Genomic DNA, 14,482 nt, shown 5'->3' on the forward strand with positions numbered 1-14,482 from the left:
TAGCCCCAGGGGGACACCCGGATTCACCGCCGAATAGGACCCAGGTCACGGCGTGTCGCGGGAGAAACCGCATGTGAACGGCGGATTTCGGGAAGGGACGGGCGGGCGTTCCGGGCGTCGCGAGTGGGCGCCGGGAATGGTGAACATTCGCCGATCAAACGGTGAACAGATCGCCCGGACCGCAATTGCGCGCACATTACATGACGGAGGAATGAACGATCGGCCAACGGGAATTGACGTTCGCCCTGGCTAGGCCCTTGGATGTTCCCATTGCTAATCTCGGGGGACTCCCCCGGAACCACCCTGCCGATTCGCAAAGGACTCCACTGTGTCTCTCAACGACGTGGCATCGAACGAGCCGGGCCTGGACGTCGACCTGGTCGTGGTCGGTCAAGGCTACGTCGGCCTCCCCCTGGCCCAGGCCGCGACGGCCAAGGGCCTCACCGTCGTCGGCCTCGACCGGACCCAGCGGGTCGTCGACGCCCTCAACGCCGGCTCCAGCCACATCGACGACATCGCCGACGCCGAGCTCCGGCAGATGCTCGACCAGGGCTACACCGCGACCACCGACGCCGCGGTCCAGGCGCGCGCGAAGGCCATCGTCATCTGCGTGCCGACCCCGCTCGGCGAGGCGGGCGGACCCGACCTCGCCGCGGTCATCGGCGCCTCCCGCGCGGCCGGCAGGCACCTGCGGCGCGGCGCGCTCGTCGTCCTGGAGTCCACCACGTACCCGGGCACGACCGAGGAGGTCGTGGCGCCGATCCTCCAGGAGGAGTCCGGGCTCGTCCCGGGCGTCGACTTCTGCCTCGCGTTCTCGCCCGAGCGGGTCGACCCGGGCAACCCGGTCTACGGGATCGTCAACACCCCCAAGGTCGTCGGCGGCCTGACGCCCGCGTGCACCGCCGCCGCGAAGGCGCTCTACTCGCGGTTCATCGACACCATCGTCGAGGCCAAGGGCCCGCGCGAGGCGGAGATGGCGAAGCTGCTGGAGAACACGTACCGGCACGTCAACATCGCGCTCGTCAACGAGATGGCGGTGTTCTGCCGCGAACTCGGCGTGGACCTGTGGGACGCGATCGGGCTCGCGAAGACCAAGCCGTTCGGGTACCAGGCGTTCTACCCCGGGCCCGGGGTCGGCGGGCACTGCATCCCGATCGACCCGAACTACCTGTCGTACAAGGTGCGGACCCTCGGGTACCCGTTCCGGTTCGTGGAGCTGGCGCAGGAGATCAACAACCGGATGCCGGAGTACACGGTGAGCCGGGCGATGGCGAAGCTCAACGAGGCCGGCATCGCGCTGTCGCGCGCGCGGGTGCTGCTGCTGGGCGTGACCTACAAGCCCGACATCGCCGACCAGCGCGAGTCGCCCTCGACCCCGGTGGGGCGCAAGCTCCTCGACGCCGGGGCGGAGCTGGCGTACCACGACCCGCACGTGACGTCGTGGAGCGTCGGCGGGCAGGAGGTCGAGCGCGTCGCCGACCTCGCGACCGCGAAGGCCGACCTGATCGTGCTGCTCACCAACCACGCCGAGTACCGCCCGGAGGCCCTCCCGGCCGGCGTCCCCGTCCTCGACACCCGCGGCGCACTGCGCGGCGCGGACGGAGTCGAGACGCTGTAGCATTCAGGGTCTTCATGGCCCTGAACTGGGAAAACACCCGCTCGACCACCCCAGGGCACTCCCCCGCCCTCCCAGGGGGGCTACCCCACGTCAAGTCTCTCGCGCGGGTCCGACAAGAACCGGCCGTTCTTACCGTCGTAACCCGTTCCTGTCACCCGAAAGCGTGACGGGGCCGCCGCGCACCTCCGGTGCGCGGCGGCCCCGGATCTCCGGTTCCGAATCGGGCTCAGGCCACGGCGCGGGCGAACTTGCGGGTCGCCCACCACACCAGCACGATCGTGAGCGCGCCGAGGATCGCGGGCGCCTCCCACACGACACTGCTGCCGAGGTTCCCCGCGAACAGCTCGCGCGACGCCTGGACGGCGTAGTAGAACGGGTTGAAGTCCGCCACGTTCTGGAGCCACGCCGGCGCCATGACCATCGGCAGCATGATGCCGGAGATGAGCATGATCGGCTGCACCAGCGTGTTGATCGTCGGCGCCATCGCGTCCTCGCTCTTGAGGATGATCGCGAGCCCCAGCGACACGGCCGCGAGCATGAACGCGGTGAGCATGACGATGAGCAGCATGAGCGCCACGCCCGGCCAGTACACGTCGAGCTTCCCGGTCAGCGACGCCAGGAGCACCAGCGCGAGCGACTGGAACACCGTCGTCGTCACGGTCGACAGCGTGCGCCCGAGCATGAGCGCGACCCGGCTGATCGGGGTGACGCGCATGCGCTCGATGACGCCCTGCCGCAGCTCGGCGATGAGGCCGAAGCCCACGAACGCGGAGCCGAACAGCGCCATCATGATGATGAGGCCGGGCACGAACGTCTCCATCGCGCCGTTCTCGAACCCGGGCATGCCGTCCATGGGCTCCAAGAGCGGCGCGAACAGGAACAGGAAGTAGATCGGCTGGATCAGCATGACGATGAGCCAGACCGGCTGCTTCAGGTTGAGCTTCATGGCCCGGGAGTAGACGAGCCAGGTGTCGCGGATGACCTTCACGACTACTTCTCCTCTCGCAGTGACCGGCCGGTCTGCTTCAGGAAGACGTCGTCGAGGCTCGGCCGGTGCAGCTCGATGGAGGCCGGGGAGATGTCGGCGCCGTCGAGGGCGCGCAGCAGCTCGGGGAGCGCCGAGGCGCCGTCGTCGACGTAGAGGCGCAGGACCGCCACACCCGTCGCCGGGTCGGGTTCGCCGGCCTCGACCTCGCGCACGAAGTCCTTGGCGCCGAACAGGTCCCGGGCCTCGGAGGCGCGGTCGGCGACGCCGACGGCGACGACGTCCCCGGCGACCTCCTTCTTCAGCGCGATCGGGGTGCCCTCGGCGACGATCTCGCCGTGGTCGATGATCGCGAGCCGGTCGCACAGGGCGTCGGCCTCGTCGAGGTAGTGGGTGGTGAGGAAGATCGCGGTGCCGCGCTCGCGCAGGGCCCGCACCTCGTCCCACATGTGGGCGCGCGACTGGGGGTCGAGGCCGGTGGTGGGCTCGTCCAGGAACAGCAGCTTCGGTTCGTGCATGATGCCGAGCGCGATGTCGAGGCGGCGCTTCTGGCCGCCGGAGTAGGTCTTGACGTTCCGGTCGGCGTACTCGCCGAGCTGGAACGACTCCAGGACCTCGATCGCGCGCGCCTGCGAGCGCTTCTTCGACATGCCGTAGAGCCGGCCCTGCATGACGAGCTCCTCGCGGGCCGTCACCTCGCCCCAGGTGCCGCCGGCCTGGCCGACGTAGCCGATGTCGCGGCGGACCTTGCCCGCCTCGCGGGCGAGGTCGTGGCCGCAGACGACGGCCTCGCCGTCGGTGGGCTCGATGAGGGTGGAGAGCATCCGCATCGTCGTGGTCTTGCCGGCGCCGTTCGGGCCGAGGAGGCCGAAGACCTCCCCCTCCTTCACGGCGAGGTCGACGCCGCGCACGGCCTCGACCTCCTTGCCGCGGGACTTGAAGGTCTTCTTCAGTCCCTTGGTCTCGATGAGCATGGGTACCTCGCGGGTGGATCGGTGGTGGTCGGCGCGGCTCGGGCGCCGCGCCGGTATGAGTGAGTCGATCTCCTTGTTCAAGTTTGACTATAACCAGACCGCTGAGACGGCTGCAACTCGGTTTCCGGGCCTACACGGTCATAGTCAACGCTGGAGTAATATCACCTGCATGTGGAGCACGCGATTGCTGGTACTCGGCCTGGTCCGGTGGCTCGGCCCCGTCCACGGCTACCTGGTCCGCCGCGAGCTGGACTCGTGGCGGCTGCCGGGGGTGTCCGAGATCGGCGCGGGCTCGATCTACCACGCGCTCAAGCGGCTCGCGCTCGACGGCAGCATCGAGGTCGTCGACACCGAGTCGGTCGACGCGCGGCCCGCGCGGACCACGTACCGGGTCACCGCGAAGGGCGAGACCGAGTTCCAGCGGACGCTGCGCGAGAAGCTGTGGGAGGTGTCGGCGTCCGAGGACCCGTTCCACACCGCGTGGACGTTCGCGCAGGTCCTCAGCCCGGCCGAGAACGTCGCCATGCTGCGCCGGCGGGCCGAGACCCTGTACGAGCGCGTCGAGCTGGTCACCCAGGTGCTGGCGGCGACGACCTCGGACTTCAAGGAGGCGAACGGCGAGGCGTTCGTCCCGGCCCACGCGAGGGCGATGATGCGGCGCCAGGCCGACCTGTGGGCGGTCGACGCCGAGTGGTGCGAGCAGACCGCGGAGCGGATCGAGTCGGGCGACCTCGAACTCGGGCCCGACCTCGACGCGGAGCAGGCGGGGTACTGGCGCGAGGCGATCAAGAGCGACCGGTTCGTGGAGCAGGTCGCGTCGTGGTGCGAGGGCATCGGGAAGTAGGGCCCCGGGAAGCGAGGCCCGAATGGTCCGTAGCAACGGGACAGGGTGGCGGATCGACGAGCGGATCAGCGCGGCGGCGACGCGGTGAACAGGTCGGCGTGACGGCGGATCCGCGCGGCGGCGACTCGGTGCGGCCTCGTGTCGGCGGATCGGTGTGACGCGTCACGGCGCTGCGTCTCAAACGATCGTTCAGGGGATCACGCTAAAAAATAGACAACCCGTCTTGTGGAGACCCACTAAAGATGGTCCGGTTCGTACCGTTTCTTCCGGGCACTGTGCGTCGCCGTCCCCCCGGACCCGGATACCCGGCCACTACACTGCGGGACGTGCGCAAGGTTTTGATCGCCAACCGCGGCGAGATCGCAGTGAGAGTCATCCGGGCCTGCCGTGACGCCGGCTTCGAGTCCGTCGCCGTCTACGCCGACGGCGACCGCGATGCCCCCCACACCCTCCTGGCCGACGAGGCGTTCGCCCTCGACGGCCTCACGGCCGCCGACACCTACCTGCGGATCGACAAGCTGATCCGGATCGCCCAGCGGTCCGAGGCCGACGCCGTGCACCCGGGGTACGGGTTCCTCTCGGAGAACGCCGAGTTCGCCCAGGCCGTCATGGACGCCGGGCTGACCTGGATCGGGCCGACCCCGCAGTCCATCCGGGACCTCGGCGACAAGGTCACCGCGCGCCACCTCGCCATGAAGGCGAACGTGCCGCTCGTGCCCGGCACCAAGGACCCCGTGAAGGACGCGTCCGAGATCCTCGCGTTCGCCGACGAGCACGGCCTGCCCGTCGCGATCAAGGCCGCCTTCGGCGGCGGCGGGCGCGGTCTCAAGGTCGCCCGCGACCGCGACGAGATCCCCGACCTGTTCGAGTCCGCGGTCCGCGAGGCCGAGGCCGCGTTCGGGCGCGGCGAGTGCTTCGTCGAGCGCTACCTCGACCGGCCCCGCCACGTCGAGGCCCAGGTCCTCGCCGACACGCACGGCAACGTCATCGTCGTCGGCACCCGCGACTGCTCGCTCCAGCGCCGCCACCAGAAGCTCGTGGAGGAGGCGCCCGCGCCGTTCCTCACCGACGAGCAGCGCGCCGTGATCCACAACGCGGCCAAGGCCATCTGCAAGGAGGCCGAGTACCACGGCGCCGGCACGGTCGAGTTCCTCGTCGCCGTCGACGGCACCATCTCCTTCCTCGAGGTCAACACCCGCCTCCAGGTCGAGCACCCCGTCTCCGAGGAGACCAGCGGCCTCGACCTCGTGCGCGAGCAGTTCCGCATCGCCTCCGGCGAGCGCGTCCCCGTCACCGAGGACCCCGAGCCGCGCGGCCACTCGATCGAGTTCCGCATCAACGGCGAGGACCCGGGCCGCGGCTTCCTGCCAGCGCCCGGTGCGGTGTCGAAGCTGCGCCTCCCGGCCGGGCCGGGCGTGCGCGTCGACACCGGCATCGAGGAGGGGTCCGTCATCGACGGGAACTTCGACTCCCTGCTCGCCAAGGTCATCGTCACCGGCGCCACCCGCGAGGAGGCCCTGCGCCGCTCCGCGCGCGCGCTCGCCGAGATGGAGGTCGAGGGCATCGCCACGGTGCTCCCGTTCCACCGCCTCGTGGTCGAGGACCCGGCGTTCGCCGAGGACTTCACCGTCCACACCCGCTGGATCGAGACCGAGTGGGACAACACGCTCGACCCGTACAGCGCGGGCGCGGGCGCGAACGGCGAGGCCGAGGAGCGCACCAGCCTCGTGGTCGAGGTCGGCGGGAAGCGACTGGAGGTGTCGATCCCGGCGGGGCTCCTCAACCCGGTCGCGTCGAGCAAGCCGAAGAAGCGCGCCGCGAAGAAGCAGTCCGACTCGGGCCCGGCGATCGGCGGCGACTCGCTGCCCTCGCCGATGCAGGGCACCATCGTCAAGGTCGCCGTCGCCGACGGCCAGTCCGTGGTCAAGGGCGACACGATCGTGGTCCTGGAGGCCATGAAGATGGAGCAGCCGATCGAGGCCCACAAGTCCGGGACCGTCTCGGGCCTGGAGGTCGGGATCGGCGACGTCGTCGCGGCCGGGGCGCAGATCTGCCAGATCTCGGAGTAGTCGGATCCCGGCGGCGCGGATCCCGGACCTAGGCGAATCCCGTTGCAACACGGATCGGGCGGTAGTCAAGGGCCCGCGGTGACGGGAAGCCGTAACGGATCTGTCGGGTGCAAGACTTACAGGCGGCACCCGAACGAGGGACAATTGACGTTGCTGTGCGTAGCACCACATGCACTGCTGCCGACGACCGAAATCGGGTTAGGGTTCCCGGCGGCGGAAATCCTCCGCTGGACCCGACCACTCCCTACAGGGGGCTTGCCATGCGCTTCATCGACGGAACTCCTGAGCACGATCTCACCTACGCCGACGTGTTCATGGTCCCCAACCGGTCGAACGTCGCCTCGCGGCTCGACGTCGACCTGTCGACCGGCGACGGCACCGGGAACTCGATCCCGATCATCGCGGCGAACATGACCGCGGTCTCGGGCCGCCGCATGGCCGAGACGCTCGCCCGCCGCGGCGCGCTCGCCGTGATCCCCCAGGACATCCCCGTCGACGTCGTCGCCGACGTCATCGCGCGCGTCAAGTCCCGCCCGCTCGACTGCGACGCGGCCCTGACCCTGCCCCCGACCGCCACGGTCGCCGAGGCCATCGCGCTGTTCCCCAAACGCGCGCACGGCGCCGTCATCGTCATCGACTCCGAGCGCCGCCCCCTCGGCGTGGTCACCGAGGCCGACTGCCGCGGCGTCGACCGCTTCACGCAACTGGAGCAGGTCGCCTCCGACCGCCTCGTGACCCTCCCGATCGGGACCTCCGAGGCCGATGCCTTCCGCACCCTCGAAGAGGCGAACGTGAAGCTCGCGCCCGTCCTCGACGCCGAGGGTCGCCTCCACGGCGTCATCACCCGCGCGGGGGCCCTGCGCAACACCATCTACCGGCCGAACACCGACGCGGACGGCAAGCTCCGGATCGCGGTCGCCATCGGCATCAACGGCGACGTCACCGGCAAGGCCACCGCCCTCGTCGAGGCCGGCGCCGACGTCATAGTCGTCGACACCGCGCACGGCCACCAGGAGAAGATGCTCGACGCCCTCAAGCTCGTGCGCGACGCCGCCCCTGACCTCCCGGTCGCCGCCGGCAACGTCGTCACCGCCGAGGGCACCATGGACCTCATCAACGCGGGCGCCGACATCGTCAAGGTCGGCGTCGGCCCGGGCGCCATGTGCACCACCCGCATGATGACCGGCGTCGGCCGGCCCCAGTTCTCCGCGGTCCTCGAATGCGCCGCCACCGCCCGCCGCATGGGCCGCCGCGTCTGGGCCGACGGCGGCGTCCGCCACCCCCGCGACGTCGCCCTCGCCCTCGCCGCGGGTGCCTCGAACGTCATGATCGGCTCCTGGTTCGCCGGAACCCACGAGTCCCCCGGCGACATGCACTACGACGCGAACGGCAAGCCCTACAAGGAGTCCTTCGGCATGGCCTCGGCCCGCGCCGTCAAGGCCCGCAGCGCGGGCGAGTCCTCCTTCGACCAGGCCCGCAAAGCCCTGTTCGAGGAGGGCATCTCCACCGGGCGCATGTACCTCGACCAGCAGCGGCCCGGCGTGGAGGACCTGCTCGACTCGATCGTGGCCGGCATCCGCTCCGCCGCGACCTATGCCGGGGCGACGAACCTCGAGGAGTTCCACGAGCGCGCCGCCGTCGGCGTCCAGTCCGCGGCCGGATACACCGAGGGCGCTCCGGTGCCCAGCAGCTGGTAAGCCTCTGTGCGAGGCCGCGGGCGTCCGCCTTTCGGCGGGCGCCCGCGGTGTTTCTCGCGAGGTGTCCCGGCAGGAGCCGAGCGCGGGTGCACCCGCGCTCGGTCTTCGGGGGCGGCCCCCGGGGTTCCCACTTTCGCCGCCGGTCCTGCCGGGACCGAACCTCCGCTCCGCACTTCCACCGGAGCAGGGGTTTTTTCTCTACCAACAATCACATGTCCGGTAGCTGCTGCCAAGTACTGTTTTCGGCCCTGTGGATAACTTCGTGCCTGATCGTCGGTTCGCATCCTGCAACGGTCGCATGCTGGGCCGGGATCGCCCAGGGGTATTTGGTGGGCTGTGGATAAGTGTGGGTTGGAGGCAGCTGGAGGTCGGGTGGGGATACCGCGACCAGGGATGGACGGAGGTTGGGGGTTGACGGGTGGTCAGGTTCTTGCGTCTCTTGCCAGGAGGGCGGCCTGGACCCGGTTGGTGCACTCCAGTTTTGCCAGGATGCGGCTGACGTAGGTCTTCACCGTCGCTTCGCTCATGTGGGCCCGGCCGGCGATCTCCGCGTTTGCGAGCCCTTCCGCGAGCAGGTCGAGGACCTCGCGCTCTCGCGCGGCGAGGCGGGCGACGCGGGTGACCGCGTCGCGGCGGCGCGGGGCCGCGTCGGGGGCGACCAGGCCGAGGACCATGCGCGTGACTACCGGGGACAGGTACGCCTCGCCGGCGGCGACTGCGCGGACCGCGGTCACGAGTTCTTCTGGGGTGCAGGTCTTCAGGACGAACCCGGCCGCGCCGCGTTCCACCGCGGCGAGCACGTTCTCCTGGTCTCCGAAGGAGGTCAGGATGAGCGCGTGGGTTCCCGGCGCGACCGCACCCAGGCGCTCCGCCACCGCGAGGCCGCCGAGGCCGGGCATGTGCAGGTCGAGCAGGACCACCTCCGGCCGGTGCCGTTCCACCGCCTTGAGCGCGTCGCGTCCGTTGTGGACGACCTCGGCAACGGTACAGCCCGCCGCTTCGAGGACCGTTCGGACTCCTTCGACGACCAGCGGCTCGTCGTCGGCGATGACGACCCTCGTCATTTCACCCCCGTGACCGCGGTGAGCGGCACGAGCACCAGCAGGAGCACCAGCGTCGCCAGCGCCGCCGCGCGTACCCTCGCCGCGACCTTCGGGGCCACCGCCCTGGGCAGCATGGCGCTCAACCGGAATCGACCGGCTTCGCGGCGGTGGTCGAGCAGGCCGCCGGCCGCGTCGACCCGCTCCCGCAGACCTTGCAGTCCGTGGCCTCCCGAGCTCTGGAGCGTCGAACCGGAGGACCATTCGGGTGGCGGGCTTTCGGCTTGGTCTTCGGCGTCGGCCTTCCGAGGGGCTTGGTTCTCTACCACCACCAGCAGCGCGTCCTCCTCCCATGTCACCGTCGCCGCCACCGGAACACCCGGCGCGTGCTTCACCGCGTTCGCGAGGCCCTCCTCCAGCACCGCGTAGGCCGCGCTCGCGGCCGCGGCCGGGATCGGGCCCGGTTCGCCGCGCTGGTGGAGGTCGACGGCGACGCCCGCCTCGACGAACTGGGCCGCCAGGGACGCGACGGCGGCTGGGTCGAAGACCGGGCCCGCCTCCTCGCCGCCGCGCAGGACCGCGACGAGGCCGTGGAGGTCTTCGACGGCGCCGCGGACGGTGTCGCCGACGCGGCGGGCCTCGGCGCGGCGGTCGGGGTCGGTCTCGCTGACTTCGAGGGCCGCGGCCTGGACGGCGGCGAGGCCGAGGCGGCGGCCGATGCGGTCGTGCATGTCGCGGGCGAGGCGCAGGCGCTCGCGGTGGACCGCGGCCTCGCGTTCGCGTTCGGCGCGGCGGTGGCGCTGCCAGAGGGCGACGACGACCGCGGCGGCGAGGAGGGCGAGGACGCCGGCGGGGACGGGGCCGGCGGGGAGCATCGCGAAGACGGCGAACTCGACCAGGACGACCGCGACCGCCGCGAGGAGACCTCTCATGGGGCCAGCGTACGCACCGGCCGCCGCGCCTGGCCGTGCACTTTCGTCGCGGGAACGCGCGACCTTCGGGGACTGTGCCGGCGCCGTTCGGCGCTCCTACGGTGGCGGCGTGATCGAAGTGAACCATCTGACCAAGCGGTATCGGGGCGGCACGGCCGTCGACGATCTGACCTTCACCGTGGAGCCGGGCCGCGTCACCGGCTTCCTCGGACCCAACGGCGCGGGCAAGTCCACCACCATCCGGATGGTCCTGGGCCTGGACCGGCCCACGGCCGGGAGCGCGCTGATCGGCGGGCGCCAGTACGCGGAGTTCAAGCGGCCGTTGACGGCGGTCGGGGCGCTCCTGGAGGCGTCCGATCTGCATCCGGGACGCAGTGCCCGCGACCACCTGCTGTGGCTCGCGGCCTCGAACGGCCTGGGGCGCAAGCGGGTCCAGGAGGTCCTGGAGGAGACCGGGCTGTCGGAGGCGGCCGGGAAGCGGGTGCGGGCGTTCTCGCTGGGGATGCGGCAGCGGCTGGGGATCGCGGCGGCACTGCTCGGGGATCCGGGGGTGCTCATCCTGGACGAGCCGGTGAACGGGCTCGACCCGGAGGGCGTGATCTGGGTGCGGAACCTCGCGAAGCGGCTCGCGGGCGAGGGCCGGACGGTGCTCGTGTCGAGCCATCTCATGGCGGAGATGGCGCTGACGGCCTCGCACCTGGTGGTGATCGGCCGCGGGCGCCTGCTCGCGGACCTGCCGACGGAGGAGTTCGTGTCGGCGCATTCGGGTGCGAATCTGGAGGAGGCGTTCATGCGTTTGACGAGCGAGTCGGTGCAGTACCGGGCGGGCGGTGCCCGGTGAGCGCGCTGGGGGCCGCGGCGGCGGCCGAGTGGGTGAAGGTGCGGTCGGTGCGGTCGACGCCGATCATGCTGGCGGCGTTCGCAGTGGTCGGGGTGGGCCTGGGCTGGGTGGTCGCGGGGAGTTTCGCGGACGCGGCGCGGGAGCAGGATTCGCTGGCGGCGGGGTTCTTCAGCCTGCTGCTGGGGCAGCTGGTGCTCATCACGTTCGCGGTGCAGTTCGCGGGGGCGGAGTTCTCGACGGGGACGGTCCGGGTGTCGCTGGCGGCGGTCCCGTCGCGGGGCCGGTTCTTCGCGGCGAAGATGCTCGTGACGGGCCTGGTGGTGGCGGGCGCGGCGGTGGTGGTCGAGGTGGCGACGTTCTTCACGGCGCAGTCGCGGCTGGGTGAGCGGGCGGCGCCGTTCATGGAGTGGGAGACGGTGGAGGCGCTGCTGGGCGGCTGGATCCACTTGACGCTGCTGAGCCTGTTCGCGGCCGGGGTCGCGGTGATGGTGCGGAGCACGGTGGTGGCGCTGTCGGTGCTGCTGCCGATCCTGTTCCTGAGTTCGCAGGGGCTGGGGAACGTGGACGCGATCAGGCCGGTCGCGCAGTACCTGCCCGACCAGGTGGGCATGGTGGTCATGCACTTGACGGTGCCGGGCGATCCGCAGTTCGGGCGGGACTACGGGCCGTGGGAGGGCATCGGGATCCTGGTGCTGTGGACGGCGGCGGCGCTCGTCGGCGGGTGGATCGCCATGCGCCGCAGGGACGCCTGAGGCAAGGGGAACGCGAGGAGGGGTGCGGGGCGGCAGTCCCGCACCCCTGTGGACTGTCCCCAATTGAGGGAACTTCCCGCGTGTGCACAGTGTTCTCATATAGCTTCGCTCTGTAGTCGGTCCGTCTCTCGGGCCGCACGTGACCTGCGGGCGCGGCCGGAGCGGGCCGGCGCTCCGCGCACCTGAACGAAGGAGCACCTGTGAAACGCATGGCCATCCTCGGCGCGGGCTCGATGCTGCTCGCCGCCGCCCTCGCCGCCCTCCCCGCGACCGCGGGGGCCCAGGCCCCGGACGAGCTGACGAAGAAGCTGCTGTTCAGCGCGCCCATGACCGGCAACGGCGACAACGTGCCCGCCGACGCGCTCTCGCTCGACGCGTGCCTGACGGCGGCGACCGAGCTCGTCGGCCCCGACTCGTTCGACTCGTGCGCCGACCAGGCCGTGGGCCCGGTCCCCGAGTCCGGCAAGTCGCCCGGCTACCTCCAGCTCACCGACGCCAGCAAGTTCAACACCGGCGCCGCGATCCTCAACAAGGCGCTCCCGAACAAGGGCGGCATCGAGGTCACGTTCGCGCAGTACCAGTACGGCGGCACCGGCGCCGACGGGATCTCGTTCTTCCTCGTCGACGGCGGCACCGACCTCACCGAGGCGGGCGCGTTCGGCGGCAGCCTCGGCTACGCCCAGCACGGCGACAACCCGGGGGTGGACGGCGCCTACCTGGGGCTCGGCCTCGACACGTGGGGGAACTTCTCGGCCGACACCGAGGGCCGCGGCACCGGCTGCCCGGCCGCGTACCAGGCGCCCGCGCACCTGCAGGTGCCGTTCAACCGCGCGCCCGACAACGTCGCGCTCCGCGGCCCCGGCGAGGGCACGCAGGGCTACTGCCTGCTGGCGACCACCGCCACCGACGAGAAGATCGGCGAGTACGCCAACGGCGACATCTACGGGACCGACTTCCCCGAGAGCCTGCGCTCGGCGACCCTCGACGGCGCCAAGCGCATGGTGAAGCTCAAGGTCGGCGACGGCCAGCACCCGAAGGTCACCGTCGACATCGACTTCCTGGACGGCGAGGGCTGGACCCGCGTCCTGGAGACCGAGGTGCCGTTCGAGGCGCCCGACACGTTCAAGATCGGCTTCGCCGCCTCCACCGGCGCCGCCACCGACGTCCACCTCATCCGCCACCTGCGCGTCGAGACCTTCGTCGACTGAGGAGCTGCAGGACTGGGGGACCGGGGAACGGTCGAGTAACAGGAACTGAGAACGAGGGGCCCGCGCCGATGGCGCGGGCCCCCTGTTCGCTGGTGCGGCTTCGGGTCAGAACTCCATGAGCTGGCGGGCCGCCTCGGCGACCGAGCCCGACAGGGACGGGTAGATCGTGAACGTCCGGGCGACCTGCTCCACGGTGAGGCGCTGCTCCACCGCGAGCGCGATCGGGGTGATGAGCTCGGAGGCGCGCGAGCCGACCACGACGCCGCCGGCGACGATCCCCGACGACTTCCACGCGAACAGCTTCACGAAGCCCTCGGTGCGGTCGAGCATCTTCGCGCGCGGGTTCGACGCGAACGGCAGCAGCACGCCCCGGCAGTCCACCTTGCCCGAGTCGACGTCGGCCTGGGTGACGCCGACCGAGGCGAGCTCGGGGTCGGTGAACACGTTCGCGGCCACGTGGGCGAGCTTGATGGGGCGCACGGCCTCGCCGAGCGCGTGCCAGATCGCGATGCGGCCCTGCATGGCCGCGACCGAGGCGAGCGCGTGGACGCCGGTGACGTCGCCCGCGGCGTACACGCCGGGGACGTTGGTGCGCGAGACCTTGTCGACGGGGATGAAGCCGCGCTCGTCGACGGTGATCCCGTAGGCGTGCAGGCCGAGGTTGTCGGAGTTGGGGATCGAGCCGACGCAGATGAGCGCGTGGCTGCCCTCGATGACGGTGCCGTCGTCGAGTTCGACCTCGACGCCGTCGTCGGTGCGGCGGGCGGCGGCGGCGCGGGAGTGGTTGCGCACGTCCATGCCGCGGCGCACGAACACGCGGCCGACGGTCTCGGCGGCCTCGGCGTCCTCGTGGGGCATGACGCGGTCACGGGAGGAGATGAGGGTGACCTCGGAGCCCATGGCGAGGTACGCGGAGGCGAACTCGGCGCCGGTGACGCCGGAGCCGACGACGATGAGGTGCTCGGGGAGCTCCTTGAGGTCGTAGAGCTGGCGCCAGGTGAGGATGCGCTCGCCGTCGACGGGGGCGGAGGTGAGGGTGCGGGGGGTGGCGCCGGTGGCGATGAGGACGACGTCGGCGTCGGCGTCGAACGGCTCGCCTTCGAGGGGGACGACGTGGAGTTCGTGGACGTAGTTGTAGCCCTTGTCGACGCGCAGCGCCCCGCGCCCGTAGACGATGTTCACGCCCTGGTTGACGAGTTTCTGGGCGATGTCGGCGGACTGCTGGGTGGCGAGGCGGCGCACCCGGCCGTTGACGGCGACGGGGTCGGTGGTGGCCTCCTTGGCCGCCACGCCGAGCTCGGCGGACTCGTGGATCTCGGTGAGCACGTTGGAGGCGGCGATGAACGTCTTGGAGGGGACGCAGTCGGAGAGGACGCAGGCCCCGCCGGCCCCCGTGGCCTCGATGAGGGTGACGTCGGCGCCGAGCTGGGCCGCCACGAGGGCGGCCTCATACCCGGCCGGGCCTCCGCCGATGATCGCTACTCGTGCCACGGGTGCGCCTTTCGGTGTTCGGGATGCTTCA

At 71.1% G+C, this 14,482-nt stretch carries 11 protein-coding genes and 1 pseudogene; 7 read left to right on the forward strand and 5 right to left on the reverse strand.

What is annotated here, in order from left to right:
* The first annotated feature begins 328 nt into the window (after nt 1-328).
* Entirely contained in the window at nt 329-1,618 is a 1,290-nt protein-coding gene (locus BLS99_RS10595) for a nucleotide sugar dehydrogenase (protein ID WP_091048423.1), read from the forward strand.
* A 226-nt stretch (nt 1,619-1,844) separates the two neighbouring features.
* Here BLS99_RS10595 and BLS99_RS10600 read toward each other — a convergent pair whose 3' ends face one another.
* Nucleotides 1,845-2,606, reverse strand: coding sequence for an ABC transporter permease (locus BLS99_RS10600; RefSeq protein ID WP_091048426.1), 762 nt, complete (start codon nt 2,604-2,606; stop codon nt 1,845-1,847).
* Between the two features lie 2 nt (nt 2,607-2,608).
* On the reverse strand, nt 2,609-3,577 hold the full coding sequence (locus tag BLS99_RS10605; RefSeq protein ID WP_091048428.1) for an ATP-binding cassette domain-containing protein: 969 nt from the start codon (nt 3,575-3,577) through the stop codon (nt 2,609-2,611).
* Nucleotides 3,578-3,746: 169 nt separating this feature from the next.
* Here BLS99_RS10605 and BLS99_RS10610 point away from each other — a divergent pair, with 169 nt between their 5' ends.
* The 3 genes from BLS99_RS10610 (at nt 3,747) to BLS99_RS10620 (ending at nt 8,187) form a co-directional block, all read left to right on the forward strand.
* Nucleotides 3,747-4,421: a PadR family transcriptional regulator gene (locus BLS99_RS10610; protein ID WP_176953304.1), complete on the forward strand. Its 675-nt coding sequence runs from the start codon at nt 3,747-3,749 to the stop codon at nt 4,419-4,421.
* A 326-nt stretch (nt 4,422-4,747) separates the two neighbouring features.
* Complete coding sequence (locus tag BLS99_RS10615) at nt 4,748-6,490, forward strand: acetyl/propionyl/methylcrotonyl-CoA carboxylase subunit alpha (RefSeq protein ID WP_091048436.1); 1,743 nt, start codon at nt 4,748-4,750, stop codon at nt 6,488-6,490.
* A gap of 260 nt (nt 6,491-6,750) precedes the next feature.
* The gene (locus BLS99_RS10620) at nt 6,751-8,187 is read left to right on the forward strand and encodes a GuaB1 family IMP dehydrogenase-related protein (RefSeq protein WP_091048439.1); all 1,437 of its coding nucleotides are present in this window, start codon (nt 6,751-6,753) and stop codon (nt 8,185-8,187) included.
* A 422-nt stretch (nt 8,188-8,609) separates the two neighbouring features.
* On the opposite strand, the gene BLS99_RS10625 is transcribed toward BLS99_RS10620, so the two are convergent.
* Nucleotides 8,610-9,251 (reverse strand): response regulator, encoded by a 642-nt coding sequence (locus tag BLS99_RS10625; protein WP_091048442.1) that lies wholly within the window; start codon nt 9,249-9,251, stop codon nt 8,610-8,612.
* The gene (locus BLS99_RS10630) at nt 9,248-10,159 is read right to left on the reverse strand and encodes a sensor histidine kinase (RefSeq protein ID WP_091048446.1); all 912 of its coding nucleotides are present in this window, start codon (nt 10,157-10,159) and stop codon (nt 9,248-9,250) included. The genes BLS99_RS10625 and BLS99_RS10630 overlap by 4 nt, the downstream gene beginning before the upstream one ends.
* Nucleotides 10,160-10,268: 109 nt before the next feature.
* Here BLS99_RS10630 and BLS99_RS10635 point away from each other — a divergent pair, with 109 nt between their 5' ends.
* The 3 genes from BLS99_RS10635 (at nt 10,269) to BLS99_RS10645 (ending at nt 12,960) form a co-directional block, all read left to right on the forward strand.
* The gene (locus BLS99_RS10635) at nt 10,269-11,000 is read left to right on the forward strand and encodes an ABC transporter ATP-binding protein (protein WP_245712218.1); all 732 of its coding nucleotides are present in this window, start codon (nt 10,269-10,271) and stop codon (nt 10,998-11,000) included.
* The gene (locus tag BLS99_RS10640) at nt 10,997-11,752 is read left to right on the forward strand and encodes an ABC transporter permease (RefSeq protein ID WP_091048453.1); all 756 of its coding nucleotides are present in this window, start codon (nt 10,997-10,999) and stop codon (nt 11,750-11,752) included. The genes BLS99_RS10635 and BLS99_RS10640 overlap by 4 nt, the downstream gene beginning before the upstream one ends.
* A 200-nt stretch (nt 11,753-11,952) precedes the next feature.
* Complete coding sequence (locus BLS99_RS10645; RefSeq protein WP_143034752.1) at nt 11,953-12,960, forward strand: L-type lectin family protein; 1,008 nt, start codon at nt 11,953-11,955, stop codon at nt 12,958-12,960.
* Between the two features lie 105 nt (nt 12,961-13,065).
* Here the strand turns inward: BLS99_RS10645 and BLS99_RS10650 are convergent.
* Nucleotides 13,066-14,457, reverse strand: a pseudogene (locus BLS99_RS10650) (NAD(P)H-quinone dehydrogenase); the annotation flags it as partial.
* Nucleotides 14,458-14,482: the final 25 nt, after the last annotated feature.

The sequence above is a fragment of the Glycomyces sambucus genome, from assembly GCF_900102815.1.
Classification (GTDB): domain Bacteria; phylum Actinomycetota; class Actinomycetes; order Mycobacteriales; family Micromonosporaceae; genus Glycomyces; species Glycomyces sambucus.

What these genes read in the sequence shown, in the direction of transcription:
- BLS99_RS10605 (WP_091048428.1), bottom strand. Translation starts at nt 3,577, where the DNA reads ATGCTCATCGAGACCAAGGGACTGAAGAAGACCTTCAAGTCCCGCGGC.
- BLS99_RS10625 (WP_091048442.1), bottom strand. Translation starts at nt 9,251, where the DNA reads ATGACGAGGGTCGTCATCGCCGACGACGAGCCGCTGGTCGTCGAAGGA.
- BLS99_RS10630 (WP_091048446.1), bottom strand. Translation starts at nt 10,159, where the DNA reads ATGAGAGGTCTCCTCGCGGCGGTCGCGGTCGTCCTGGTCGAGTTCGCC.
- BLS99_RS10610 (WP_176953304.1), top strand. Translation starts at nt 3,747, where the DNA reads ATGTGGAGCACGCGATTGCTGGTACTCGGCCTGGTCCGGTGGCTCGGC.
- BLS99_RS10620 (WP_091048439.1), top strand. Translation starts at nt 6,751, where the DNA reads ATGCGCTTCATCGACGGAACTCCTGAGCACGATCTCACCTACGCCGAC.